The sequence below is a fragment of the Actinomadura sp. NPDC048021 genome (assembly GCF_040653135.1).
GTDB lineage: Bacteria > Actinomycetota > Actinomycetes > Streptosporangiales > Streptosporangiaceae > Spirillospora > Spirillospora verrucosospora.
In genome coordinates, this window is the sequence record NZ_JBEZJQ010000030.1 from 57354 (window position 1) to 79569 (window position 22216).

21 protein-coding genes and 1 pseudogene are annotated in these 22216 nt (G+C 73.3%); 13 read left to right on the forward strand and 9 right to left on the reverse strand.

Translation table 11 applies throughout. The features are described from left to right. The first annotated feature begins 489 nt into the window (after positions 1 to 489). Complete coding sequence (locus tag AB0C87_RS35885; RefSeq protein WP_360581441.1) at positions 490 to 1374, forward strand: metalloregulator ArsR/SmtB family transcription factor; 885 nt, start codon at positions 490 to 492, stop codon at positions 1372 to 1374. Then, positions 1371 to 1970, forward strand: a complete 600-nt coding sequence (locus tag AB0C87_RS35890; protein ID WP_360581442.1) for a dihydrofolate reductase family protein — start codon at positions 1371 to 1373, stop codon at positions 1968 to 1970. The genes AB0C87_RS35885 and AB0C87_RS35890 overlap by 4 nt, the downstream gene beginning before the upstream one ends. Positions 1971 to 2093: 123 nt before the next feature. On the opposite strand, the gene AB0C87_RS35895 is transcribed toward AB0C87_RS35890, so the two are convergent. Both AB0C87_RS35895 and AB0C87_RS35900 read right to left on the reverse strand, forming a co-directional pair. Next, entirely contained in the window at positions 2094 to 2294 is a 201-nt protein-coding gene (locus tag AB0C87_RS35895) for a DUF3040 domain-containing protein (protein WP_360581443.1), read from the reverse strand. A 57-nt stretch (positions 2295 to 2351) separates the two neighbouring features. Beyond that, entirely contained in the window at positions 2352 to 3938 is a 1587-nt protein-coding gene (locus tag AB0C87_RS35900; RefSeq protein WP_360581444.1) for a family 10 glycosylhydrolase, read from the reverse strand. A 191-nt stretch (positions 3939 to 4129) separates the two neighbouring features. Here AB0C87_RS35900 and AB0C87_RS35905 point away from each other — a divergent pair, with 191 nt between their 5' ends. Continuing rightward, positions 4130 to 5155 carry an Rv2578c family radical SAM protein gene (locus tag AB0C87_RS35905; protein ID WP_345183841.1) on the forward strand — a complete coding sequence of 342 codons (1026 nt, stop codon included), beginning with the start codon at positions 4130 to 4132 and terminating at the stop codon, positions 5153 to 5155. Positions 5156 to 5448: 293 nt separating this feature from the next. Next, positions 5449 to 5873: pseudogene (locus AB0C87_RS35910) on the forward strand (hypothetical protein). A gap of 4 nt (positions 5874 to 5877) precedes the next feature. On the opposite strand, the gene AB0C87_RS35915 reads toward AB0C87_RS35910, so the two are convergent. Continuing rightward, positions 5878 to 6594, reverse strand: coding sequence for an SDR family oxidoreductase (locus tag AB0C87_RS35915; protein ID WP_360581445.1), 717 nt, complete (start codon positions 6592 to 6594; stop codon positions 5878 to 5880). A 71-nt stretch (positions 6595 to 6665) separates the two neighbouring features. Here AB0C87_RS35915 and AB0C87_RS35920 point away from each other — a divergent pair, with 71 nt between their 5' ends. After that, entirely contained in the window at positions 6666 to 7481 is an 816-nt protein-coding gene (locus AB0C87_RS35920; protein WP_353835599.1) for a helix-turn-helix domain-containing protein, read from the forward strand. A 37-nt stretch (positions 7482 to 7518) separates the two neighbouring features. Beyond that, positions 7519 to 9435 (forward strand): hypothetical protein, encoded by a 1917-nt coding sequence (locus tag AB0C87_RS35925; protein ID WP_360581446.1) that lies wholly within the window; start codon positions 7519 to 7521, stop codon positions 9433 to 9435. Positions 9436 to 9697: 262 nt separating this feature from the next. On the opposite strand, the gene AB0C87_RS35930 is transcribed toward AB0C87_RS35925, so the two are convergent. Together AB0C87_RS35930 and AB0C87_RS35935 are read right to left on the reverse strand one after the other, a co-directional pair. Beyond that, positions 9698 to 10687, reverse strand: a complete 990-nt coding sequence (locus tag AB0C87_RS35930) for a trypsin-like peptidase domain-containing protein (protein ID WP_353835597.1) — start codon at positions 10685 to 10687, stop codon at positions 9698 to 9700. Between the two features lie 128 nt (positions 10688 to 10815). After that, positions 10816 to 11616, reverse strand: a complete 801-nt coding sequence (locus AB0C87_RS35935) for an SDR family oxidoreductase (RefSeq protein WP_360352087.1) — start codon at positions 11614 to 11616, stop codon at positions 10816 to 10818. A gap of 105 nt (positions 11617 to 11721) precedes the next feature. On the opposite strand from AB0C87_RS35935, the gene AB0C87_RS35940 reads away from it, so the two are divergent. From AB0C87_RS35940 to AB0C87_RS35960, 5 genes are all read left to right on the forward strand, one after another. After that, positions 11722 to 12471, forward strand: a complete 750-nt coding sequence (locus tag AB0C87_RS35940) for a spermidine synthase (protein ID WP_345183855.1) — start codon at positions 11722 to 11724, stop codon at positions 12469 to 12471. 69 nt (positions 12472 to 12540) lie between these two features. Further along, positions 12541 to 13128, forward strand: a complete 588-nt coding sequence (locus AB0C87_RS35945) for a biotin transporter BioY (RefSeq protein WP_345183860.1) — start codon at positions 12541 to 12543, stop codon at positions 13126 to 13128. Between the two features lie 157 nt (positions 13129 to 13285). Next, on the forward strand, positions 13286 to 14572 hold the full coding sequence (locus AB0C87_RS35950; RefSeq protein ID WP_353835155.1) for an isochorismate synthase: 1287 nt from the start codon (positions 13286 to 13288) through the stop codon (positions 14570 to 14572). A 45-nt stretch (positions 14573 to 14617) separates the two neighbouring features. Continuing rightward, entirely contained in the window at positions 14618 to 15661 is a 1044-nt protein-coding gene (locus tag AB0C87_RS35955) for a WYL domain-containing protein (protein ID WP_360581447.1), read from the forward strand. A gap of 33 nt (positions 15662 to 15694) precedes the next feature. Then, the gene (locus tag AB0C87_RS35960) at positions 15695 to 16570 is read left to right on the forward strand and encodes a sigma-70 family RNA polymerase sigma factor (RefSeq protein ID WP_360581448.1); all 876 of its coding nucleotides are present in this window, start codon (positions 15695 to 15697) and stop codon (positions 16568 to 16570) included. Positions 16571 to 16673: 103 nt separating this feature from the next. Here the strand turns inward: AB0C87_RS35960 and AB0C87_RS35965 are convergent, their stop codons facing one another. From AB0C87_RS35965 to AB0C87_RS35975, 3 genes are all read right to left on the reverse strand, one after another. Further along, complete coding sequence (locus tag AB0C87_RS35965; RefSeq protein ID WP_360581449.1) at positions 16674 to 17849, reverse strand: serine hydrolase domain-containing protein; 1176 nt, start codon at positions 17847 to 17849, stop codon at positions 16674 to 16676. Positions 17850 to 17924: 75 nt separating this feature from the next. After that, complete coding sequence (locus tag AB0C87_RS35970) at positions 17925 to 18740, reverse strand: DNA-formamidopyrimidine glycosylase family protein (protein WP_353835150.1); 816 nt, start codon at positions 18738 to 18740, stop codon at positions 17925 to 17927. Between the two features lie 21 nt (positions 18741 to 18761). After that, positions 18762 to 19793 carry an acyl-CoA desaturase gene (locus AB0C87_RS35975; protein ID WP_360581450.1) on the reverse strand — a complete coding sequence of 344 codons (1032 nt, stop codon included), beginning with the start codon at positions 19791 to 19793 and terminating at the stop codon, positions 18762 to 18764. Between the two features lie 227 nt (positions 19794 to 20020). Here AB0C87_RS35975 and AB0C87_RS35980 point away from each other — a divergent pair, with 227 nt between their 5' ends. After that, positions 20021 to 20809 carry a tyrosine-protein phosphatase gene (locus AB0C87_RS35980; protein WP_360581451.1) on the forward strand — a complete coding sequence of 263 codons (789 nt, stop codon included), beginning with the start codon at positions 20021 to 20023 and terminating at the stop codon, positions 20807 to 20809. A gap of 60 nt (positions 20810 to 20869) precedes the next feature. Here the strand turns inward: AB0C87_RS35980 and AB0C87_RS35985 are convergent, their stop codons facing one another. Beyond that, positions 20870 to 21427, reverse strand: a complete 558-nt coding sequence (locus AB0C87_RS35985) for a TetR family transcriptional regulator (protein ID WP_353835149.1) — start codon at positions 21425 to 21427, stop codon at positions 20870 to 20872. Between the two features lie 107 nt (positions 21428 to 21534). Between AB0C87_RS35985 and AB0C87_RS35990 the strand changes: the two genes are divergently transcribed. Beyond that, positions 21535 to 22083 carry a cupin domain-containing protein gene (locus tag AB0C87_RS35990; protein ID WP_360581452.1) on the forward strand — a complete coding sequence of 183 codons (549 nt, stop codon included), beginning with the start codon at positions 21535 to 21537 and terminating at the stop codon, positions 22081 to 22083. The last annotated feature ends 133 nt before the right edge of the window (positions 22084 to 22216 follow it).

The window sequence follows — 22216 nt, forward strand, 5'->3', positions numbered from 1 at the left end:
TGCGGTCGGTGCGGGTCCCGCGCGGCGATCCGCCGGTCTCCCCGCGTTTCCCCGCATCGACTCATATTCGTGGACGCTTCTCCCGGCGGGGCGGTGCACGGGCGCAGGCGACCCTCACCGCGGGGTGAGGTGAAGTTCACGTGCGGGGTGGCGGTGGAGGAGGCACTGGCGCGGAGCCGCTAGAGTGGGTGCGTCGGTGTGGCATGTGTCCCCCGGGCTCTACCTGATGCCTTCGGGGAATACCGCCGGTCCCATGCGGTCCGGGCTGGAGCTTCGTTGTGCCTTTCGCCGTGAGGCGACCACCACACCGGCTTGACGCCAAGGCCCCGGCGGGTTGATCCCGCCGGGGCCTTGGCGTTCGTCCCTCCTTGGCCCCTCCGTGCGGGCCGTCTCCGCTGTGCGCCCACTCTCACCCTTCATCGCCCTCGTCCTCTCACACCCCAAATTATTCCTTGACAGGAATATTCGTCACGGGGAATGATTGGGGCCATGGAGGAGATCCTCAACGCTCTGGCCGACCCGGTCCGGTGGCGGCTCGTGGCCCTGCTGGCCGAGCGGCCGCGGCCGGTCGGCGTCCTGGCGCAGCTCGCCGGCGCGCGCCAGCCGCAGACGACCAAGCATCTGCAGACGCTGGAGCGCGCCGGCGTCGTCACCTCGCAGCGGGCCGGCCAGCGCCGCGTCTACGCGCTGCGGCCCGGTCCCCTGCGGGACCTGGCGGCGGCGCTCGGCCGCCTCGCCGACGACGCCGACCGGCTCGGCGGCGCGCACGAGACCTTCGACCGCTACGGGGCCGGCCTGGTGGCGGAGCGGCTCGCCGCGCGGGAGGCGGGGTGGGCCGACGGCCGCACGTTCGCCTTCGCCCGGTCGCTGCCGCGGGGTCCCGAGGCGGTCTGGCGGCACCTCACCGAGCCGTCGCTGCTGGCGGGGTGGTGGGCGCCGCAGGACCTGCGGGTGTCCGCGCTCGTGTTCGAGGCGCGGCCGGGCGGCAGGGTCGTCCTGGAATACCGCGACGCCGAGGACGCCGGCGGGTCGGACGCGGTCGCCGGGCGCGCCGAGGGCGTGGTCGACGAGGTGCGGCCGGGCGAGCGCCTGTCCTACCGGTCCTCCCCGGTGCTGCCGGACGGGGAGCCGGCCTTCACCGCCCACGTCGATCTCGACCTGCGCCCCGAGGGCGCCGGCACCGGCCTGGACGCCCGGGTGCGGATCACCGGCAGCACGGTCGAGTCCGCGGACTTCGTCGCGGGCATCGAGATCGGCTTCGGGCAGAGCCTGGACAAGCTCGCGGCGGTCCTCGCCGCGGAATCTTCGCAGGGCACAGGGCACGACACCGAGTACGCCACCGACCATGACGATGACTCAAGGAGCATGAGATGACCGGCACCACCGACCGCAGGGTGACAGCGAATCTGGCCCTGACTCTCGACGGGCGCTACCACGGCCCCGGCGGCCCCAGCGACTTCGGCTTGTTCGTCCCGTATGTGACCAGCGAGGTGGCCCGGGACCACCTCACCCGGATCCACGAGGGCGCCACGACGGCGCTGCTGGGCAGGGTCAACGCCGAGGGCTTCATGGGTTTCTGGCCGGCGGTCGCCGGGGACGCGGGCGCCGATCCGCGTGACCGCGGATACGCCAAGTGGCTGGTCGACACCGAGAAGGTGGTGCTGTCCACCACCTTGACCGAGGCGCTGTGGGAACGGACCCGCGTGGTGAACGCGCCCGCCGCGGACGTCGTCGCGAGGCTGCGAGCCGAGGGCGGGGGCGACATCCTGGTCAACAGCAGCGCCAGCGTCATCAAGCCGCTGCTGGCCGCCGACCTCGTCGACCGGCTGTACCTGCTGATCCTGCCCGAGATCGCCGGGGGCGGGGGGCGTCTGTTCGAGGACGGCCTGCCGTCGACCGGGTGGGCGCTGAGCCGCCAGGAGACCGGTGAGCTGGGCGAGATGGCCGTGATCTACGACCGCGTCCGCTGACGCGGCCGTGCCGCGGTGGCCGCGGAGGCGCGCTCGTGCCGCCTCCGCGGCCACCGCGCGGGCGCGAAGGGCCTTTCCCGCGGGGCCGCCGGGGAGCCGGGGCCCGGGGCGGGCGGGCTGCCTCTAGAGGATCGCCGCGGCGATTCCGGCGGCGACCGCGGCCAGGACGATGATGACGGCGGCCGCGGCGAGGACGATCGTGCGTGCGCGGCCGGCGCGGGGGGTGCCGAGGCGGGCGAGGCGCTGGGCCAGCCGCGGGTCGTCCTCCTTCAGGCGGACCTCGATCTGGCTGAGGATCCGCTGCTCCTCCATCGACAGCGCCATGCTTCATACCTCCGGGGGGTGGTCAGGTGTGAGATTCCTCCCCACGGAGCATGATCATTATCCCTCGGGGGCGGTGGCCGTTGCGCCGCGTCCGGGGCGGCTCTCGTGGTGGAGGCGGTCCAGGGCGGTGACGGAGTAGGTGTAGGAGCGTCCGGGCTTGGCGGTGGGGTCGATGATGCCGCCGCCGCGGACGGCGGCGATGAGCCGGCGGGGGTCGACGGGCGCGCAGCCGGGCTTGGCGCCCTCGACGCGGTAGACGGCGTAGGAGGTGGCGCCCTGCGAGGCGCGCCAGGTGACCTTCACGCCCTTGCCGTCCTTGCCGGTGGCGGGGGCGGCGGCGGTGCCCTGGACGGGCGGGGGCGCCTGCCCGCCGCGCCGGGCGGGGACGGGCGGGACGGCGGGGCGGGTGTAGTGGTCGGCGCGGACGCGGGCGGCGGATCCGCGCCGGTTGGCGGCGATGTCGGAGGCGCTGAAGAACACGTCGCCGTTGATCTGCGGGTACTTGGCGTTCAGGGTGAGGTGGCGCGACAGTTCGTCGGACTTGCGCCAGGCGGCGTCCTCGCCGACGCGGTAGGCGGCCTGCCCGATGGTCAGCTGGACGCCGGTGCCCTTGACCTGGCGGGCCCACCAGGGGGTGAGCTCGGCGTAGTCGGCGCGGGCGTCGCCGATGGGCCAGTACAGCTGGGGGGTGACGTAGTCGAGCCAGCCGCGTTTGATCCATTTGCGGGTGTCGGCGTAGATGTCGTCGTAGCTCTGCAGCGCGGCGGTCGGCGACCCGTCGGGGTCGCTGCTCTTGTTGCGCCACACGCCGAACGGGCTGATGCCGAACCGGACCCAGGGTTTGGCGGCGTGGATGCGGCCCGACAGCGACTCCACGAGGGTGTCGACGTTGCGGCGGCGCCAGTCGGCGCGCTTCATGCCGGCGCCGTAGGCCTTGAAGGCGGCGTCGTCGGGGAAGTCGCCGTCCTCGGGATAGGGGTAGAAGTAGTCGTCGAAGTGGACGGCGTCGATGTCGTACTTGGTGACGACGTCCATGACGGCGTTGGTGGCCAGTTCGCGGACCTGGGGCAGGCCGGGGTCGTACCACAGGCCCTTGCCGTACTTGCGGACCCAGTCGGGGTGCTTGCGGGCGGGGCTCTTGGGCGACAGCTTCTTCAGGTCGTCGTGGCGGGAGACGCGGTAGGGGTTGAACCAGGCGTGGAACTCCAGGTCGCGGGCGTGGGCCTCCTTGATCATGAAGGCCAGGACGTCGTAGCCGGGGTCCTTGCCCTGGGTGCCGGTGAGCCACTGCGACCACGGCTCGTAGGGGGAGTCGTAGAACGCGTCGGAGTTGGGGCGGATCTGGACGAACACCGCGTTCATGTTCATCGCGGCGGCGGTGTCGAGGAGGCGCGTGAACTGCCCGCGCTGGTCGGCGGCGGAGGCGCGGGGGTCCCGGGGCCAGTCGATGTTGCCGACGCTGGCGATCCACATGCCGCGCAGCTGGCGTCCGGCGGCGCCGTCGGGGGCGGGGACGGCCGGGCACTCGGCCTTGGCTCCCGGGGGGACGGCCCCGTCCTCGCGTCCGGTCGCGCCGCCGAAGGCGGTGATGCCGCAGGCGGTGAGCGCGCTCGCCGACGCGCCCGCCGCCAACGCCGCCGCCACTTGCCGGGTCCTCGATCGCCATGCCATAGCGGCCCATTGTTACGCACGAGCCGGGATGCCATGCACGAAACGCGGCCGCCCGTGTGATCCCTCACCGTCCCGTTTCGCCTGATCCTCGCGTTGCGATCTTCGAACACGCGTTTCATACTGGCGGGACGTGGCTTCGCTCAAGTGTTCGAGGAGGTGGGGGGGTGCGCTGGGATCACCTCCGGCTGGACGGGGACGACGGGCCGGCGCCGCCGCTGATCGAGCGCGGCGCGGTGGCGCGCACGTTCGACACCCCGGAGTTCCGCGGCATGACCTTCTATGAGGTGCGCGCCCGGACGGTCGTCAACAAGGTCCCCGAGGCGTCCCGCGTCCCGTTCCGCTGGACGGTCAACCCCTACCGGGGCTGCACCCACGCGTGTTCTTACTGTTTCGCCCGGAAAAGTCACGAGTATCTGGATTTTGATGCGGGTGCGGACTTCGACTCGCGGATCGTGGTGAAGGTGAACGCCGCCGAGCGGGTCCGGGCGGAGCTGGCGGCGCCGCGGTGGCGGGGCGAGCACATCGCGATGGGCACCAACGTCGACTGCTACCAGCGGGCCGAGGGCCGCTACCGGCTGATGCCGGGGATCATCACGGCGCTGGCGGAGGCGGCCAACCCGTTCTCGATCCTGACCAAGGGCTCGTTGATCCTGCGCGACCTGCCGCTGCTGGTGGAGGCGGCGGCCCGCACGCGGGTCGGCGCGGCGGTGTCGGTCGGGTCGCTCGACCGTGACCTGGGGCGGGCGGTGGAGCCGGGCGCGCCGCCGCCGCGCCGGCGGCTGGAGGTGTGCGCGGCGCTGAACGAGGCGGGCATCGGCTGCGGGGTGCTGATGGGCCCGGTCCTGCCCTACCTGTCGGACTCCCCCGCCCAGCTGGAGGCGGCGGTCCGGCAGATCGCCGACGCGGGCGCCACGTCGGTGTCGGCGATCACGCTGCACCTGCGCCCCGGGGCCCGCGAGTGGTTCCTGTCCTGGCTGCGCGAGCACCATCCCGGGCTCGTCGTGCCGTACGCGCGCCTGTACCGCGGCGGCGCCTACGCGCCGCGCGAGTACCAGGAGCGGATCGCGCGGCGGGTCCGCGACCTGGCCGCCGAGTACGGCGTCGGCGGCCGCGCGGCGCACCGCCGCTCCCCCGCCCCTCCGCCTCCTCCTGCCGCGCGATCCCGCCCGGAGCAGCTGACTCTCCTGTGACGCCGACTACGCCACCGCCTACGCCGGGGACGGGCGGCGGCGGACGCCGATTTCGCGGTGGCGGTGCGGCACGGGCTGGAGGCGCTGGAGGTCACGGACACGGTGGTGGTGCCGGCGTCGTACCTGCTGGACGAGAGCCGTCCGGGCAGGGCCGGTGGCGGCGGCCGCGGGGCGGGGCTCGGGGGGAGCTTAGAGGTCGCGCGGATAGGCGCGCTTGGGAACCCCGACAACAGAACGGGCGCAGGTCCCGGTGATCACGGAGTTGCGACGCTCTGTGACCACTGAGGAGACCTGTGCCCGCGTTGCCGTCATGGCTCACCGAACCGCTCTGGGACCAATTCGTGGCTCTGCTGCCCAAGCGGCCGCAGTTCCATCCGGACCATCCACTCGGCTGCCACCGCCGGCGCATCAGTGACCGGATCATCTTCGACTCGCTCACCGGTCGACCGTGGCAAACAGGGCCTGAAACGCTCGGGCATGACGGACGGGTACGGCGCACAACGGGGTGAAGGCGCCCATCCAGGCCAGTCAGAGGTGGCATGTCGAACGCACCCACGCCTGGCAGAACGCCTTCTACCGGCTCACCCGCTGCTACGAGCGGCGCACCGTCATCGACGGCTTCTTCAACCTCGCCGGCACGATCATCACCGTGCGCAGTCTGATCCGGCAGGCATGGACCACACACCGATGGGACACCCGTCCTCGACACCGCCCATGACTGATCACCAGGGCACGGGCGTTCCGTCCCAGGAGAAGAAGCCACCGGTGGGGCCGTCGTCCGGCAGCAGGGCCAGGCGGAGGGCACCCTGCCCGGCCTCGGCCGGGTCGCCGCCGGCAGCGGCGGCCCGGGGGTTGAGATCAGTGGTCCGCAGGCCGGGGGCGAGCGCGTTGACCTTGAAGCCGTCCTCAGCCAGCGTCTGGGCGTAGAGGACGGTGAGGGCATTGAGGGCGGCCTTGGACGACCGGTAGGCGCCGCCGCCGCCGCTTCCCGGGGTGAACTGGGGGTTGGGGGTGGTGCTCCAGGTCAGCGACGCAGTGCCACTGGAGATGTTGACTATGCGCGGGCTCGGGGACCGGCGCAGGGCGGGCAGGAAGGCATTGGTCACCGCCACTACCCCGAACACATTGGTCTCGTATGTGCGCCGGTACTCCTCGACGCCGGTGTCGGCCGGCGGGGCGAGTGACGGCGAGATGCCGGCGTTGTTGACCAGCACGTCCAAGCGGTCCATCCGAGCCGCGGCCTGTGCGACGCCGTCGGGGTCTGTCACGTCGAGGACCAGCAGACGGGCCCCGGCTCCGATCTCCTCGACGGCCCGTTGCCCGCGCCCGGGGTCACGGGAGCCCACGTACACGGTGAGGCCCTCGGCAGCGAGCAGCCGGGCGATATGCTTGCCGATGCCCTTGTTGGCACCGGTGACCAGAGCTGTGCGTTCATTCATGGCGACCACACTTCCCTGGTCGTGGGTGCCCTGCCAGGGACAGCCTGTACCAGGCAGTGGGAGGAGGCGACATGGCGCGGCAGGAGCTGGCCCACTACCTGCGGGACCGCCGGGCGGCCCTGCGTCCGCACGAGATCGGCCTGGCGGCGACGGGCACCGACCGCCGCACACCGGGTCTGCGCCGCGAAGAGGTGGCGGAGCTCGCCCACATGTCGGTCGACTACTACACGCGGCTGGAGCAGGCCCGGGGGCCGCGGCCATCGGCCCGGATCCTGGACGCGTTGGCCCGCGCGCTGCGGCTCACGCCGGCCGAGCGCAGCCATCTGTTCCGCCTGGCGGGTTCGAGCGCGCCGCCCGGCATCAGCGCCGTGCGGCGGGTGCGCCCGCACATGGCACGGATGCTGGAGCGGCTGCCGGAGACCGGTGCCATCGTCACTGACGCGGCGTACGACGTTGTCGCCTGGAACCCCCTGGCCCGGGCACTGCTCGGCGCCGACCTTGGAGGCGGGACGACGAACCTGGCCCGTCGCCGCTTCCTGGGCCAGGGGCGGACGTACGAGAGCTCCAGCGCCGAGGAATTCGGGCACATCGTGGTGGCGCGGTTGCGCCGGGCCGCGGACCGCTACCCGCATGACCCGCAGCTGGCCGCGCTGCTGGCCGAGCTGCACGCCGGCAGTGAGGAGTTCCGGCAGATCTGGGAGGCGCGTCCGGTTCACGCCCCCGGGCATCGCGCCAAGACCCTGGACCATCCAGAGGCCGGTGCGCTGCGGTTGAACTGCGACGTCCTGCTCGTGCCCGAGGATGACCAGGAGGTTGTCCTGATGACGGCCGACCCCGGATCACCTGCCGGGCGGGCCCTGCGCAGGCTGGCCGCGCAGGCGATCTGAAACGAAACACTGGACCTGCGCCCAATATCGTCATTACGTGATTTTTGAGGGCGTTGACGACATCCCGTGGGGGGAACTCACCTACGGTTACTCGGGCCGCTGCGACGTGCCCGCACTCCTGCGCTCTCTCTTGGTCGACGGCGAGGCCTTCGAGGCAGCCGACGAGCTCCTCGACGAGCTGTACCACCAGGGTGGCTTCGTCTGCACGGCCGCCCCGGCGATCCTGCCGTTCCTCATGGAGGCCGCCGAGTCGCCGCGTGTACTCTGCCGTCCAGAGGTGCTGGAGATCGTCGCGCGCCTTGCAGGGACGGCCGCGGCGGTGCCGGCCCGCCGCGTGGCCGCCGACTGGCCTCGGATGTGGGTGCGTGCGCGCCCCGCCCTTCTCGCCCTGCTCGGCGATCAGGACCCGGCGGTCCGGACGGGTGCGATCTGGGCGCTCTGCGAAGACACTGTGGACCCCGACGAGGTCGCCCGGGCGCTCGTCGCGGGGTGGCCCGACCCCGACGTCTCCGTCCGGACCGATACGCTTCTCGCCCTCGGCGGCCTCGCGGAGCGCCTTTCGGTGTCCGTCTTGCCTGAGATCCTCGTCTTTCTGCGTGAGCAGGCGGACGGCGCAGACGCCCACCACGCGCTCTACGCGACCCTCGCGCTGGCCGAGGCGCTCCCCGGCCGCCCGGTTCTCACCGCCCCGATCATCGCTGGGGTCACCGCCGAGCCGGTCCCGCTCCCTCACAGCAACCTCGCCTCAAGCGACCCCGCTCATGCGACCGCGAACGTGCTGCGCAACCTCGACCGGCGGAGCACCGAAGCGATCTGTGCCGCCCTGCTCGCTCACTCCGAACAGCGCCTGCGCATCGCGGCCGTCAGCGCGGCGAGCGGAGCTCTCGTCCGCACGCGCGCGCCCGGCCTGCTCTCTGCTCTGCGCGGTTGCGTGGACACCTTGGACGATCCGGCTCCTGTCCTGGCGATCCTCGCCGCGCACGCCCGTCGCCAGGACGCCCACGACACCGACCTCATGGCCGCCCATCTGGACGGGCCGTCGGCGGACGTCGCGCTCTGGGGCCTGGCCTGGTCCGGTGACGACCGCGCCGTCCCCGGCCTCCTTGGTCTGCTCGCCCGGCGGGAGACAGGCTTCACGCTGCACGGACAGCGCGCCGGGAAGCTCGGCTTCTGGCCGAGCGCGCCCTCGCTCGCGGAGCTGCTGACGCCGTGCGCACCCTGGGCCGGCTCCCTGATCCCCGCGATCGCCCCGAACCTGCGCCCGGACTGCGCCGGCGACCTCCGGCGGTCACTGCTGGAGATCCTCGCGGAGTGGGCCGCCACGCGAGCCTTCGAGGTCGTACGGGTCGTCCCGGAGCTGACCGCGCTCCTCGAGCGCGACGAGTGGGGCCGGGCCGCTGGAGTGCTCGGCGCGATCGGCCCCCAAGCCGCTCAAGCCGCCCCCGGACTGGAACGGCTCCTCGGCACGGGTGAACGGCGGATGTGCATCGAGATCGCTTGGGCGTACTTCCGGGTGACCGGCGATCCCGAGCCGGCCCTGCGGATCCTCGGCCCCCGCCTCGGCGAGGACCACCACGTCTCCCGCCGCCTCGGCGACCTCGGCCCGCACGCCACCGCCCACGTTCCGACGCTGCGGCTGCTGGCCAAGGCCCTCGACCGCTGGACGGCCCACGAGGCCGCCTACGCCCTCGTCAAGATCACCGGCGATCCGGGCGAGGGCGCCCACGTTCTGATCCGGCCCATCGCCGAACTCCTCGAAGGTCGCCCGCTCCCCGTCGCGTCGGCCGCCGCCCGGGCCCTCGCAGGCGTCGACCGTCTGCCAGGCGGCCATCTCGCCATCATGAGGGACGTCCTGGCCGACGACCGCCGCCATAGTTACTGGGGTGGCGTCACCGCCATCAGCGAGGACCTGGAGCTGCGTGCCCTGCTCACCGAGCGGCTATCGCGCGCCTGAGCCGCCTACGGCGAGTCATGTCGCCGGAAGGCCCGAAGTTCCAAGCGTCGGTCGGTGCGCAGTTGGATCTCGCGGTACGGGGTCATGCCGGTGTCGAACAGCGGGGTGGGCCCGCGCCGGTCGACGTCGGTGGGAACGGCTGTTCGTCGACGAGGGCGCGGTGCTGACCTCGGCGGGCGAGGCGGCGGGCATCGACCTGTGCCCGCCGTGATCCGCCGTGATCACGGCGCGACGTTCCGCGGCCCGGGCGGCGGCTGAGGGGTCAGGCGTGCTCGGCGTCGAGCTCGACGGGTTCGGCGATGACGTCGACCATGGCGCCGTTGCGCAGCACCGTGATCGGCAGGGGCCGGCCGATCGCCTCGGCGAACATGAGCCGCTGCAGGGACTGGGCGTCGGTGACCGGCGCGCCGCCGGCGGTCAGGACCAGGTCGCCGCTGCGCAGCCCGGCCCGGTCGGCGGGCCCGGCGGGCACGACCTCGGCGACGCGCAGCGCCTCGCTGCGGCCGGTGCGCTCGCGCAGGTCGGCGGGCACGGGGACGGGCGCGGCGGCCAGGCCGAGGAACGCGCGGCGCACGCGGCCGTCGCGGATGAGGGCGTCGATGATGCGGCGGGTGGTGGCGTTGACGGGGACGGCCAGGCCGAGGCCGATCCCGGCGACGGCGGTGTTGACGCCGACGACGCGGCCGTGGGCGTCGGCGAGCGCGCCGCCGGAGTTGCCGGGGTTGAGGGCGGCGTCGGTCTGGATGACGTCCTCAATGACGCGGACGGCGGTGCCGGTGCGGGTGCGCTGGGAGGCCGGCAGGGACCGGCCGAGGGCGGACACGACGCCGGCGGTGACGGATCCGGCCAGGCCGAGGGGGTTGCCGACGGCGACGACGAGCTGCCCGACGGCCAGGGCGTCGGCGTCGCCGAGGGTGACCGGGTCGGGGACGGGCCCCTCGGCGCGGACCACGGCCAGGTCCGACAGGGGGTCGGTGCCGACGACGGTGAACGGGCCTTCGGCCCCGCCGGAGAACGCGGCGTGCCCGCCGGTCGCGGCGCCGACGACGTGGGCGTTGGTGAGCAGGAACCCGTCGCCGGTGAACACCACGGCCGACCCGGCGCCCTCGCCGCGGCGGTGCCGGACGCGCAGGGCCGCCACGCGCGGGGTCAGGTCGCGGGCGACGGCGGTCACGACGCGCGAGTAGGCGTCCAGGGGCGGCTCGTCCCCGGCGGGCCGGTCCGCGCGGGGGTCGCTGTCATGGGGGATCATCGCACCTCCCGATGATTACATCGTTACACGGTAACGGTGTGAGGGGGAGGTGTGTTCCCGGCCCCGTCCGCCGGGGTCCTCTGCTTCCCCCGGGGGGTTGCCGGTGGCGTCCCTTCCGGGCCCGGGGGTCAGCGCAGGGTGGACAGGCCGCCGTCGACGTGCAGGACCTGCCCGGTGACGTAGGACGCGCGGTCCGACAGCAGGAACACCGCGGCGTCGGCGACCTCCCACGCGGTGCCCTGCCGCCGCATCGGGATCAGCTCCGCGACCCGGTCGCGGCCGGCGTTCCCGGCGGAGGCGTCGCGGCCCATCACGGTGTCGATCAGGCCCGGCGCCACCACGTTGGCGCGCACGCCGCGGGGCGCGCCCTCGGCGGCGATGTGGCGCACCAGCCCGGTCAGGCCCGCCTTGGAGGCGTCGTAGGACGGCGACCGCGAGCCCGGCTTGGTCCCGGCCAGCGACCCGATGAACACCATCGCCCCGCCCGCGTCCAGCGCCGGCATCGCGGCCTTGCCGACCAGGAACGGCGCCCGCAGGTTGACGTGCAGGACGCGGTCCCAGTCGGCCAGCGCCGTGCCCGCCAGCCCGTACCCGATGCCGATCCCCGCGTTGAACACCACCCCGTCCAGGCCGCCGAGGGCCTCCGCGGCCTGGAACACCACGCGGTCGCAGGCCGCCGGGTCGGTCACGTCCGCCGTCACCACGCGGGCCCGGCCCCCCTCGGCCTCGATCATCGCGGCGGTCTGCCCGGCGGCGTGCCCGTCGACGTCGGCGCACGCGACCGCAGCGCCCTCCCGCGCGGCGGTGACCGCGATCGCGCGGCCGTTGCCGACCGGCGCGGCGGGGTCGTCGCTGGGGCGCGTCCCCGCGCCGACGACCAGGATCCTGCGGTCCGGCAGCAGCCCGCCGGGCGGTTCGATGTCGGGCATGCCCGGCACCGTAGCCGACGGCGCCGCCCCCGCCCAGCCTCGCCGGCCCCGGCCCGGCTGCGGGAACCCGTCCGGGCCGGGGCCCGCGGCGGCTAGGGTGCGATCATGGGATCGGCTTCGGACACACGCGCGGAAACGGCGGCGCCGGCCGAGGTGGTCGAGCGCGCCGCCGGCCTGGGCGGCGAACTGGTGCTGCGCCGGGCGGGCGGCCACTACGAGATCATCAGCAACGGCGTGTTCCTGATGGACACCCGCAACGGCGAGTCCGAGCGGCTGCTGGTCCGCGCCGCCCTCGACGCGGCCGTGCGGCGCCCCGGCGGGCCGGCGCGGGTCCTCATCGGCGGCCTCGGCGTCGGGTTCTCCCTCGTCGAGGCCCTCACCGGCGACGGCGTGGAGCACGTCACCGTCGTCGAGCGCGAGCCCGCCGTCATCGCCTGGCACGCCACCGCGCTGCGGCCCTGGTCCCGGGGCGCCCTGGACGACCCCCGCGTCACCGTCGAACGCGCCGACCTGCTCGACTACGTCGCCGCCCCCGGCACGGGCCCCTTCGATGCGGTGTGCCTGGACATCGACAACGGTCCCGACTGGACCGTCACCCCGGGCAACGCCCGCCTGTACGCGGCCACCGGCCTGGACGCCCTCGCGGCGCTGCTGACGCCGCGCGGCGTGCTCGCGGTGTGGAGCGCGGGCGCCGCGCCCGCGTTCGAGGCGCTGCTGCGGGACCGGTTCGGGTCCGTGGAGGCCAGGCCCGTCCCGGTGCCGCGCGGCGAGCCCGACATGGTCTACCTCGCGGGCGAGCCGCGCGGCGACCTCGGCCGGGAGGCGGCGACAAAGCGGGGGCGCTCGTTTCTGTAGGCCGCGGCGTCCACTCCGGAAAAGCAGTTCGCTAGGTTTCGGCCTGACACAACCGTTTTGGGAGGATCTGTGGCTACTGCCCACGCTGCCCGGCGGCGTCCCGCCGTCCTGGGCGACCTGCTGCCCGGCTCGCTGGCCCGCGACGCCGCGCTCGTCATCGGCGCCGCCGCCTTCGTCGGCCTCGCCGCGCAGATCGCGGTCCCGCTGCCCGGCACCCCCGTGCCGGTGACCGGACAGACCTTCGCGGTGCTGCTCACCGGCGCCGCCCTCGGCTTCGGCCGCGCCGGCCTGGGCATGCTGGTCTACCTGCTCGCCGGAATGGCCGGCGTCCCCTGGTTCACCGACGGCACCTCCGGCGCCGGGTTCCCCACCCTCGGCTACGTCATCGGTTTCGTCGCCGCCGCCGCCGTCGTCGGACGCCTCGCCCAGCTCGGCGGCGACCGCACCCCGCTGCGCACCATCGGCACCATGCTCACCGGAACCGCCATCATGTACGCCGCCGGCGTCCCCTACCTGATGGCCGCCCTGCACGTCGACCTCGCCAAGGCCCTCGACCTGGGCGTCACCCCGTTCCTGGCCGGCGACGCGCTGAAGGTCCTGCTGGCCGCCGGACTGCTGCCCGCCGCCTGGAAGCTCACCGGCGCCGCCCGCCGCTGACCCCGGCCCGGCCCGGCCGCGCCGCCGCGTCCCGTCCCCGCGCATGGGGACGGGACCGACGGGCATACGCACGACCGGGCCCGTGTGGCGCACACCTCACCCCCCACCGCCACCCCGCCCGTTTGAACAGGTTCAAATCTGGCGTACAGTGGCTCACGTGAAGCTCGCCGTGACAGCACCGGACCGACTCACCGTCCGCACCGTCCCGATCCCCGACCCGGGCGACCTCGTCGCGCGGCTTCCGCACCCCTCCGCGCTCGCCTGGATCCGCCACGGCGAGGGAATCGTCGGCTGGGGCGAAGCCGCCCGCCTCACCCTCCCCGGCGGCCACGACCGCTTCGACGCCGCCGCCCGCATGCTCCGCGACCTGTTCGGCGCCGCCGCCGTCGACGACACCGTCAACGCCCCCGGCTCCGGACCCGTCGCCTTCGGCACCTTCGGCTTCGACCCCAAATCCCCCGACTCCACCCTCATCATCCCCCGCCGCATCCTCGGCCGCCGCGACGGCCACGCCTGGCTCACCACCATCGGCGACGACACCGACCCCCTCACCCTCGCCAACCCGCCCCAGGCCCCCACCGGCCTGCGCTGGAGCGACGGCGCCCTCCCCGAACACGCCTGGAAGCACGCCGTCGCCACCGCCGTCGACCGCATCCGCCGCGGCCACCTCCGTACCGGCGCCCCGCCCCCGCCCCGCCCCGCCGACAACACCGGCCACCTCGGAAAAGTCGTCCTCGCCCGCGACCTCACCGTCCGCGCCGACACCCCCATCGACGCCCGCGTCCTGCTCCAGCGCCTCGCCGCCCGCTACCCCGGCTGCTACACCTTCTCCTGCGCCGGCATGGTCGGCGCCACCCCCGAACTCCTCATCCGCCGCACCGGCGGCGACATCGAGTCCCTCGTCCTCGCCGGCACCACCGCCCGCGGCGACACCCCCGCCGACGACCAGGCCCGCGCCGCCCGCCTCTTCACCTCCGCCAAGGACCGCGAAGAGCACCGCTACGCCGCCGAGATGGTCCGCGACGCCCTCACCCCCCTCTGCGCCCACCTCACCGTCCCCGACGAACCCGAACTCCTCACCCTCCCCAACGTCCTGCACCTCGCCTCCCCCCTGCGCGGACGCCTGGCCGCCGACCGCTCCGTCCTCGACGTCGTCGCCGCCCTGCACCCCACCCCCGCCGTCTGCGGCACCCCCACCGACACCGCCATGGACCTCATCCGCGAACTCGAGGGCATGGACCGCGGCCGCTACGCCGGCCCCGTCGGCTGGGTCGACGCCCGCGGCGACGGCGAATGGGGCATCGCCCTGCGCTGCGCAGAGATCGACGGCACCCGCGCCCGCCTGTTCGCCGGCTGCGGCATCGTCGCCGACTCCGACCCCGACGCCGAACTCGCCGAAGCCCGCGCCAAGTTCCGCCCCATGCAGTACGCCCTGCAGGGCTGACCCGGCAGCGCCCCAGCACAGCCACGGCACCGGCACACTGGACCCATGCGCGCGAGCCGGCTGCTGTCCCTCCTCCTGCTCCTGCAGACCAGGGAACGCATGACCGCCCGGGAACTGGCCGCCGAGCTGGAAGTGTCCGTCCGCACCGTCTACCGCGACGTCGAATCCCTCAGCGCCGCCGGCGTCCCCGTCTACGCCGACCGCGGACCCGACGGCGGCTACCGCCTCCTCAACGGCTACCGCACCCGCCTCACCGGCCTCACCGCCACCGAAGCCGAATCCCTCACCCTGTCCGGCCTCCCCGGCCCCGCCTCCCAGCTCGGCCTCGGCGACGTCCTCGCCGCCGAACTCAAACTCATGGCCGCCCTCCCACCCGACCTGCGCACCCGCGCCTCCCGCATCCGCGAACGCTTCCACCTCGACGCCCCCGGCTGGTTCCGCACCCCCGACGACGTCCCCCACCTGCACGCCACCGCCGACGCCGTCTGGAACCAGCGCCGCATCGAGGTGCTCTACCGCCGCTGGCGCCGACCCCAGCAAGTCACCCGCCGCCTGGAACCCCTCGGCGTCGTCCTCAAGGCCGGCACCTGGTACCTCATCGCCCGCCCCGCCCCCGACGACCCACCCCACACCAGCACAGACACAGACACCGCCGAGACACCCGGCGACACCGCGCGCGAACCCCGCACCTACCGCATCTCACGCGTCCTGACCCTGCGCACACTCCCCGACCACTTCGACCGCCCCCACGGATTCGACCTCGCCGCCTTCTGGGCCGCCTACGCCGAACGCTTCGAAGCCGACGCCTACCGCGAACACGCCACCGTCAAACTCTCCCCCGACGGCCTCACCCGCGCCCCGATCCTCCTCCCGCCCACCATGGCCCGCGCCGCCCTCGACACCGCCACCCCGCCCGGCCCCGACGGCTGGGTCCACGCCACCCTCCCCATCGAATCCGTCCGCCACGCCCACGTCGAATTCCTCAAACTCGGCGCCGACGTCGAGGTCATCGACCCCCCGCACCTCCGCGCCATGATCGCCGCCACCGCCCGCACCCTCGCCGCCCGCTACACCCCCGACCAGACCTGACCCACCACTCTCCCTGCGTCAGCAGAGAAAGCCGTGACCGCCCACCCGTCCGGCCTGGTGACCGAGGCGTTCGAAGCCCAGCGCGATCGGCTGCGCGCCGTCGCCTACCGCGTGCTGGGCTCGCACGCCGACGCCGAGGACGTCGTCCAGGAAGCCTGGATGCGCCTCGTCCGCCAAGACGAGGCGACCATCGCCAACCTCGCGGGCTGGCTGACCACCGTGGTCGGCCGGATCAGCCTGGACGTCCTCAGATCACGCCAAGCCCGCCCCGAAGCCGCCTACGGGCAGCAGTACGCGGACCTCGTGGTGACGCCCGCGGACGACCCCGCGCCGGACGAGCAGGCCGTGCTGGCCGATTCGGTCGGCCTCGCCCTGCTCGTCGTGCTCGACTCGCTCACCCCGAGCGAGCGCCTGGCGTTCGTCCTGCACGACATGTTCGCCGTCCCGTTCCGCGACATCGCCCAGATCCTGGGCAAGACCGCCGACGCCACCAAGATGATCGCCAGCCGCGCCCGCCGGAAGGTCCAGGCCACGGACCGGCCGGCCGGCCCCGGCCGCGAGCACCGAGAGGCCGTCCGCGCGTTCCGCGCCGCCGCCGTCACCGGCGACTTCGAAGCGCTCCTGCGCGTCCTGGACCCGGACGTGGAACTGACCGTCGACACCCCCGGCGGCATCGTCGTCACCCTCGGCGCCACCGAGGTCGCCGCCGGCGCCCGCATGTTCTCCGGCGAAGCCGCCCGCCACCGGCCCGTCCTGGTCAACGGAATCCCCGGCCACATGTCGTGGCGCGCCGACGGAACGCCCCTCTCCGTCATCGCCTTCACCGTCACCGAAGGCCGGATCACCGGCATCCACATCGTCGTCGACCCGGCCAAACTCGCCTCGATCCGCCTGACCGCCCCGGCCTGAGGCGGCGTCGCCAGAGTCGGCCCGGCATGTGCGAGTCACCCCGGGCCGACCAACTTCCGCCGACGCGTCCGCGAGGCCTCCGCGCCCGACCCCAGCGCCACGCTCACGAAGCGCCAGAACCCCCGGCGCACAGCGCACGGTCGATCAGAGCACTGGCCGCGTCCTCCTGCTCCAGGACGTGCTCCAGCGAGTCCCCCCGCGCCTCCGACATCGACACCACCGCGCTCCGCCTCCCGTCACCGGTCACACCGTTGAGCGTGATGTAACCGCCGTCCCCACCCTCATGGCCCCAGTACGTCCCGCCGCAACTCAAAGGACGCTCGACCAGACCGAGCCCGTACCGGCCGCCCGGCCACATCCGCTCGACCTCCGCACTCACCGGAACGGTCCGCCTCATCTCCGCCAACTGCCGCGCCGGCAGCAGACGACCCGAAAGCAGCGCACGGAACAGACGGTTCTCATCCCGAGTCGTCGTCACCCACGAAAGGTTCCCGTAGTCCACCGTCACCTGATCGGTGACATCCACCCGCGCACCGGGACCGAAGAACTGGTACGCCCTGGCATGCGGCCGGGGCAACGACGGCGACGTCCCCAGCCACCGCGTCCGGTCGAGCCCGGCCGGACGCAGGACACGGTCCCCGATCTCCTCATGGGCGTGCCGCCCGGTCACCCTCTCGACGACCATGTCCAGCAGCACATAACCGGTGTTGGAATACGCCCAGCCCTCCCCCGGCGCGAAGTCCGGCGCATGAGCCATCGCCCGCGCCACCAGCGCCTCAGGCTCATGGACGTCATAGCGCTGCCGGTAGTACTCCTCCGGCGTGCTGTACCCCGGCAGATCGTCGTGGATCCCGCTGGTGTGCTGAAGCAACTGGCGAACCGTGATCCGGCCGCCGTCGTTCCCGTTCCCCCGCACCACCCCCGGCAGCCAGCGCTCCACGCTGTCGTCCAAAGAGAGCCGCCCCTCGGCCTCCAACTGGAGAACCACCACGGCGACCAGCGTCTTGGACGTGCTCGCCATACGGAAGAAGCCCTCAGAAGAGACAGGACGGCCCGTACCCAGATCAGCGGTCCCGCTGACGGCGACCGACTGCCGGCCGTCAGCCGCGACCACCCGGGCCTGCACACCACTGACACCAAGAGCGCGGATCGCCTCGGTATCGCGACGCAACCCCTCCACAGAACCCACCGGACGCGCCACCGCCGGTGCCACATCGGCGGCGAGCAGCGCCGCCACCCCCAGCGCCACAGTGATGCGCTTACGCAGAGTCGAAACCATGCCCGAACGCTAGAACCGCCACCCCACCACGCACGATCAGGCACACCCCAAGATCAAAAGGGGGGCTGTCCCCCCTCACCCCACCGGCGGCTGGCACCCCGGACACCAGAACAGGTTCCGCCCCGCCACCTCCCCCGACGCCACCGCCGTCCCGCACACCAGGCACGGCAGCCCCGCCCGCCGGTACACGTACACCTCCCCGCCATGACCGTCCACCCGCGGCGCACGCCCCATCGCCTCCGGCGTATGCTCCGGCCGCACCGTGTCGATCCGCCCCGCACGCACCCCCGCCGCCATCAACCCCACCAGGTCGTCCCACAGCGCCGCCCACCGCCGCGCGCTCAACCGCCGCCCCGGCAGCCGCGGATCGATCCCCTGCCGGAACAGCACCTCCGCCCGGTAGATGTTCCCCGGCCCCGCCACCACCGACTGATCCATCAGCAGCACCGCGATCGGCGTCCGCGCCCGGCTGATCCGCCGCCACGCCGCCTCCGGATCGGCGTCCCCCCGCAACGGATCCGGCCCCAGCCGATCACGCAGCAGCTTCACCTCACCCGGCTCGAGTAGCTCGCAGGTATTAGGACCCCTCAGATCCGCATAGTGCCCGCCGCCCTCCAGCCGCAGCCGCACCATCCCGACCGGAGCCGGCGCCGGCCCCTCCCCGAACGCGTACTTGCCGTAGATGCCGAGATGCACATGCAGGATCCGGTCATCGTCGAACCCCAGCAGCAGATGCTTGCCGTGCGCGTCCGCCTCGGACAGCACCCGCCCGTCCAACCACCGCGCCCCCTCGGCGAACCGCCCCTGCGGACTCGTCGCGGCAACGGCGAGGCCGCCGAACATCCGCTGATGTTCGACGGCCAGACGGTGAATCGTGTGTCCCTCGGGCATGGCCCGGAGCATAGCCCCGCCCTAGCGCAGCGGCTCCCCGACCTCACGCATGTGCCCCAGCGCCAGCCGGTACGACTCCACCAGCCCCGTCTCCGCGTACGGCAGCCCCACCGCCGCGCAGTGCTCACGCACCAGCGGCTGCAACCGACGCAGACTGCACCGCGGAACACCCGGGAACAGGTGATGCTCGATCTGGTAGTTCAGACCCCCCATCAGCCAGTCCGTCACCAGACCGCCCCGCACGTTCCGCGACGTCAGCACCTGCCGGCGCAGATGCCCCCACCGCTCCCCCGGCCCAGGCATCGCCATCCCCTTGTGGTTCGGCGCGAACACCGCACCCAGGTGCACCCCGAACACCGCGTGCTGAATCGCGACCAGCGCCAGCGCCTGCCCCAGCGGAAGCAAGGCGAACGCCAGCCCCAGATACCCCACCGCATGGACGAGCAGCAGCCCGCCCTCCAGGACCTGGTCCCGCCGCGAACGCCCACGCAGGAACAGCAGGCTGCCCAGCTTCAGGTTCACGCCCTCCAGCGTCAGCAGCGGAAAGAACAACGCGGCCTGGTGCCGCGCCACCCACCGCAGAACACCCCGCTTGCCCTCCGCCTGCTCACTGGTCCACGCCAGCACGCCCTCCCCCACATCGGGGTCCTTGTCGACATGGTTCGGATTCGCGTGATGCCGGTTGTGCTTGTCGTTCCACCACCCGTGCCCCATCCCCAGCAGAAGGTTCCCCAGCAGCAGCCCCAGCCACCGGTTCGCCCGAGCGCTCCGCGCGATCTGCCGGTGCCCCGCGTCATGCCCGAGGAACGCCGCCCGCGCCGACAGCACGGCCAGAGGAATCCCCAGCAGGACCGTCCACCACCCGGCCCCCGCCCACGCGACCGCCCCCCACACCGCTGCCGTCGCCGCCAGGTTCAACCCGATCGCCCGCGCATAGTAACCGCGCCGCCGATCCAGCAGCCCACTGCTGCGGACGCGCCGCGCCAGCGGCGCGAAATCACTGCCGGCCGACCGTTCGGCAGGCCGGGACGGAGCGGACAGGGTCGCGGGCATAGAGACTCCATTCACCAGGGGGTGGAACGTCACGCTGAACGCATGGAAGAAGACTCCTCGAAAGCTATGGAGAGCGAGACCGCCCGGTCGCCCCGCTGCGGAGCCATTCACCGTCTGGCTCCCAGGTCCCGGTACCGCCCGGCTCCCTCATCCGCCAAGTTGATCACCCGGCACAGCGGGCCCCTGCCCCCGAGCGCGGAGGGTGCCGCCATATAGGGTCACAAGTCATGGAAGATGACTCTCGGTGGATCGACCTGGACGGTGCCGTCAACGCCCGCGACCTCGGCGGCCTCCCCACCGCCGACGGCCGCGCCACCCGGCTCGGGCGCGTCCTGCGCTCCGACAACCTCCAGGACCTCTCGGTCGCCGACGTCAGGATCCTCCTCGACGACTACGCGCTCAAGAACGTCATCGACCTGCGCAGCGACGCCGAAGTGCGCCTCGAAGGACCCGGCCCCCTCACCCGCGTGCCGTCGGTGACGATCCACCAGCTCTCACTGTTCGCCGAGGGCGGCCGCCACACCGACGTCGCCGCCGACGTCGACAAGGCCCTGCCCTGGCAGGAGCGCCCCTCCGACGGCCCCGAACAGGACCGCTCCACCGGCCACTACCTCGGCTACCTCGCCGACCGCGGCGACTCCGTCGTCGCCGCCCTGCGCGTCATGACCCGCACCGACGGAGCCGCGCTGGTCCACTGCGCCGCAGGCAAGGACCGCACCGGAGTCGTCTGCGCCCTCGCCCTCGACGTCGTCGGCGTCACCCGCGAGGCGATCGTCGCCGACTACGCCCAGACCGGCGACCGCCTCGAAGCGGTCCTGGGCCGGCTGCGCGGCAGCGACACCTACGCGTCCGACCTCGACTCCCGTCCGGCCGACACCCACCAGCCCCACGCGGCCATCATGGAGAAGTTCCTCGCCCGGATCGACGAGGAGCACGGCGGAACCCTCGGCTGGCTCTCCGGGCACGGCTGGACCGACGAGGACACCGACACCCTGCGGGAGCGCCTCCTCGGCTGACCCGGGGGCTCCGGGAGCGTCGCCCCTCGGACCGCCCCCGGCCTCAGGCGGCGCGCACCGTCATGACGGCAGGAAGATGGCGGTCGCCTCGTCGGCGAGCGCGGCGGAGCGCGGGGCGTCCGGATCGGTCTGCGCCAGGTGCAGCAGGCCGAGGATGGCAGCGTAGGCGACCCGCGCCCGGGAGGTCGCCCGGTCCGGCGGCAGCCCGAGCTCGCGGTAGGTACGGGCGAGAAGTTCCAGCCGGGCCTGGTTCACCTGCCCGACCGCGTCCCTGACCCGCGGGTCGTTGCGATCGCCGAGCAGGCTCAGGTGCACCGACGGCGCCAGCGGCTGGACGGACTCCACGACGATGGTGAGCAGCTCGCGCAGGCGCCGCACCGGATCAGCGATCGCGGCGAATTCGGCGAGCCCGCCTTCGCCGTGGGTCCGCACCCACTCCGCGAGGGCCGCCGCGATCAGCTCGTCCCGATTCCGGTAGTGCGCGTAGAAACTGCCCTTGGTCACACCAAGCGTCCGCGCCAGCGGTTCGACCGCCACCGCGGCGAGGCCGCCGCCCGCGATCGCCTTCAGCGCGGCCCGCGCCCAGTCCTCGGCGGACAGCCGGGTCGACTCGTTCACCACGGAACACAGGATACGCCAGCGTATTGACCGGTCGGCGGACGCCGGATACGGTGGCGTATGGATACGCATCCGTATCCATACGCCACCGTACTAAGGATGATCAGATGAAACCTCCGACGATCCGCCGCGTGGTCACCGGACACGACGCCCAGGGCAGAGCCCGCGTGGTGGACGACCGCGATGTCGAGCCCATCACCTCAGAGCTGATGCCCGGCTGCGCTTTCTTCCGGCTGTGGGGCCGGGACGAACGGCCCGCCTTCCCCGACGACGGCGCACCCCGCCCCGCCGAGGCGTGGTACCCGCCCCGGAACGGATCCCGCTTCATGATCAACACGGTTCCGCCGGGCGAGCCGGCCCCGGCTCCGGGCGTCGACACGGCCGCGGCCCTGGAAGAGCTGGAGCGGCGGATGCCGGGCGCTCTGGCCGCGAACGAGCCCGGCACCCCGGGAATGCACACCACCGACAGCATCGACTATGTCCTGGTCGTCTCGGGCGAGGCCACACTGGAACTCGACGACGGCGAGCAGACCGTATTGCGGGCGGGCGACGTGCTCGTCCAGAACGGCACCCGGCACGCCTGGCACAACCGCGGCACCGAACCTTGCACGATCGTCGGAGTCGCCATCGGCGCGGACCGCATCCGCGAGGCGTAGGACGACCAGCCGGGGCCACCGCGGCGCGCGGACGATGACCGGCCACGTCGACTCGACCGCGCTGCAGGTCGGCGATTCGAGTTCGTCCAGATGCGTCTGGCATTGCTGCGGAGCGTCAGACACGAGCCCGCGC

Coding starts and splice junctions, on each gene's coding strand:
- AB0C87_RS35990 (WP_360581452.1), top strand. CDS start 21,535: ATGAAACCTCCGACGATCCGCCGCGTGGTCACCGGACACGACGCCCAG.
- AB0C87_RS35920 (WP_353835599.1), top strand. CDS start 6,666: ATGGCGCGGCAGGAGCTGGCCCACTACCTGCGGGACCGCCGGGCGGCC.
- AB0C87_RS35895 (WP_360581443.1), bottom strand. CDS start 2,294: ATGGCGCTGTCGATGGAGGAGCAGCGGATCCTCAGCCAGATCGAGGTC.
- AB0C87_RS35890 (WP_360581442.1), top strand. CDS start 1,371: ATGACCGGCACCACCGACCGCAGGGTGACAGCGAATCTGGCCCTGACT.
- AB0C87_RS35935 (WP_360352087.1), bottom strand. CDS start 11,616: ATGCCCGACATCGAACCGCCCGGCGGGCTGCTGCCGGACCGCAGGATC.
- AB0C87_RS35975 (WP_360581450.1), bottom strand. CDS start 19,793: ATGCCCGCGACCCTGTCCGCTCCGTCCCGGCCTGCCGAACGGTCGGCC.
- AB0C87_RS35965 (WP_360581449.1), bottom strand. CDS start 17,849: ATGGTTTCGACTCTGCGTAAGCGCATCACTGTGGCGCTGGGGGTGGCG.
- AB0C87_RS35955 (WP_360581447.1), top strand. CDS start 14,618: ATGCGCGCGAGCCGGCTGCTGTCCCTCCTCCTGCTCCTGCAGACCAGG.
- AB0C87_RS35940 (WP_345183855.1), top strand. CDS start 11,722: ATGGGATCGGCTTCGGACACACGCGCGGAAACGGCGGCGCCGGCCGAG.
- AB0C87_RS35915 (WP_360581445.1), bottom strand. CDS start 6,594: ATGAATGAACGCACAGCTCTGGTCACCGGTGCCAACAAGGGCATCGGC.
- AB0C87_RS35885 (WP_360581441.1), top strand. CDS start 490: ATGGAGGAGATCCTCAACGCTCTGGCCGACCCGGTCCGGTGGCGGCTC.
- AB0C87_RS35970 (WP_353835150.1), bottom strand. CDS start 18,740: ATGCCCGAGGGACACACGATTCACCGTCTGGCCGTCGAACATCAGCGG.
- AB0C87_RS35980 (WP_360581451.1), top strand. CDS start 20,021: ATGGAAGATGACTCTCGGTGGATCGACCTGGACGGTGCCGTCAACGCC.
- AB0C87_RS35930 (WP_353835597.1), bottom strand. CDS start 10,687: ATGATCCCCCATGACAGCGACCCCCGCGCGGACCGGCCCGCCGGGGAC.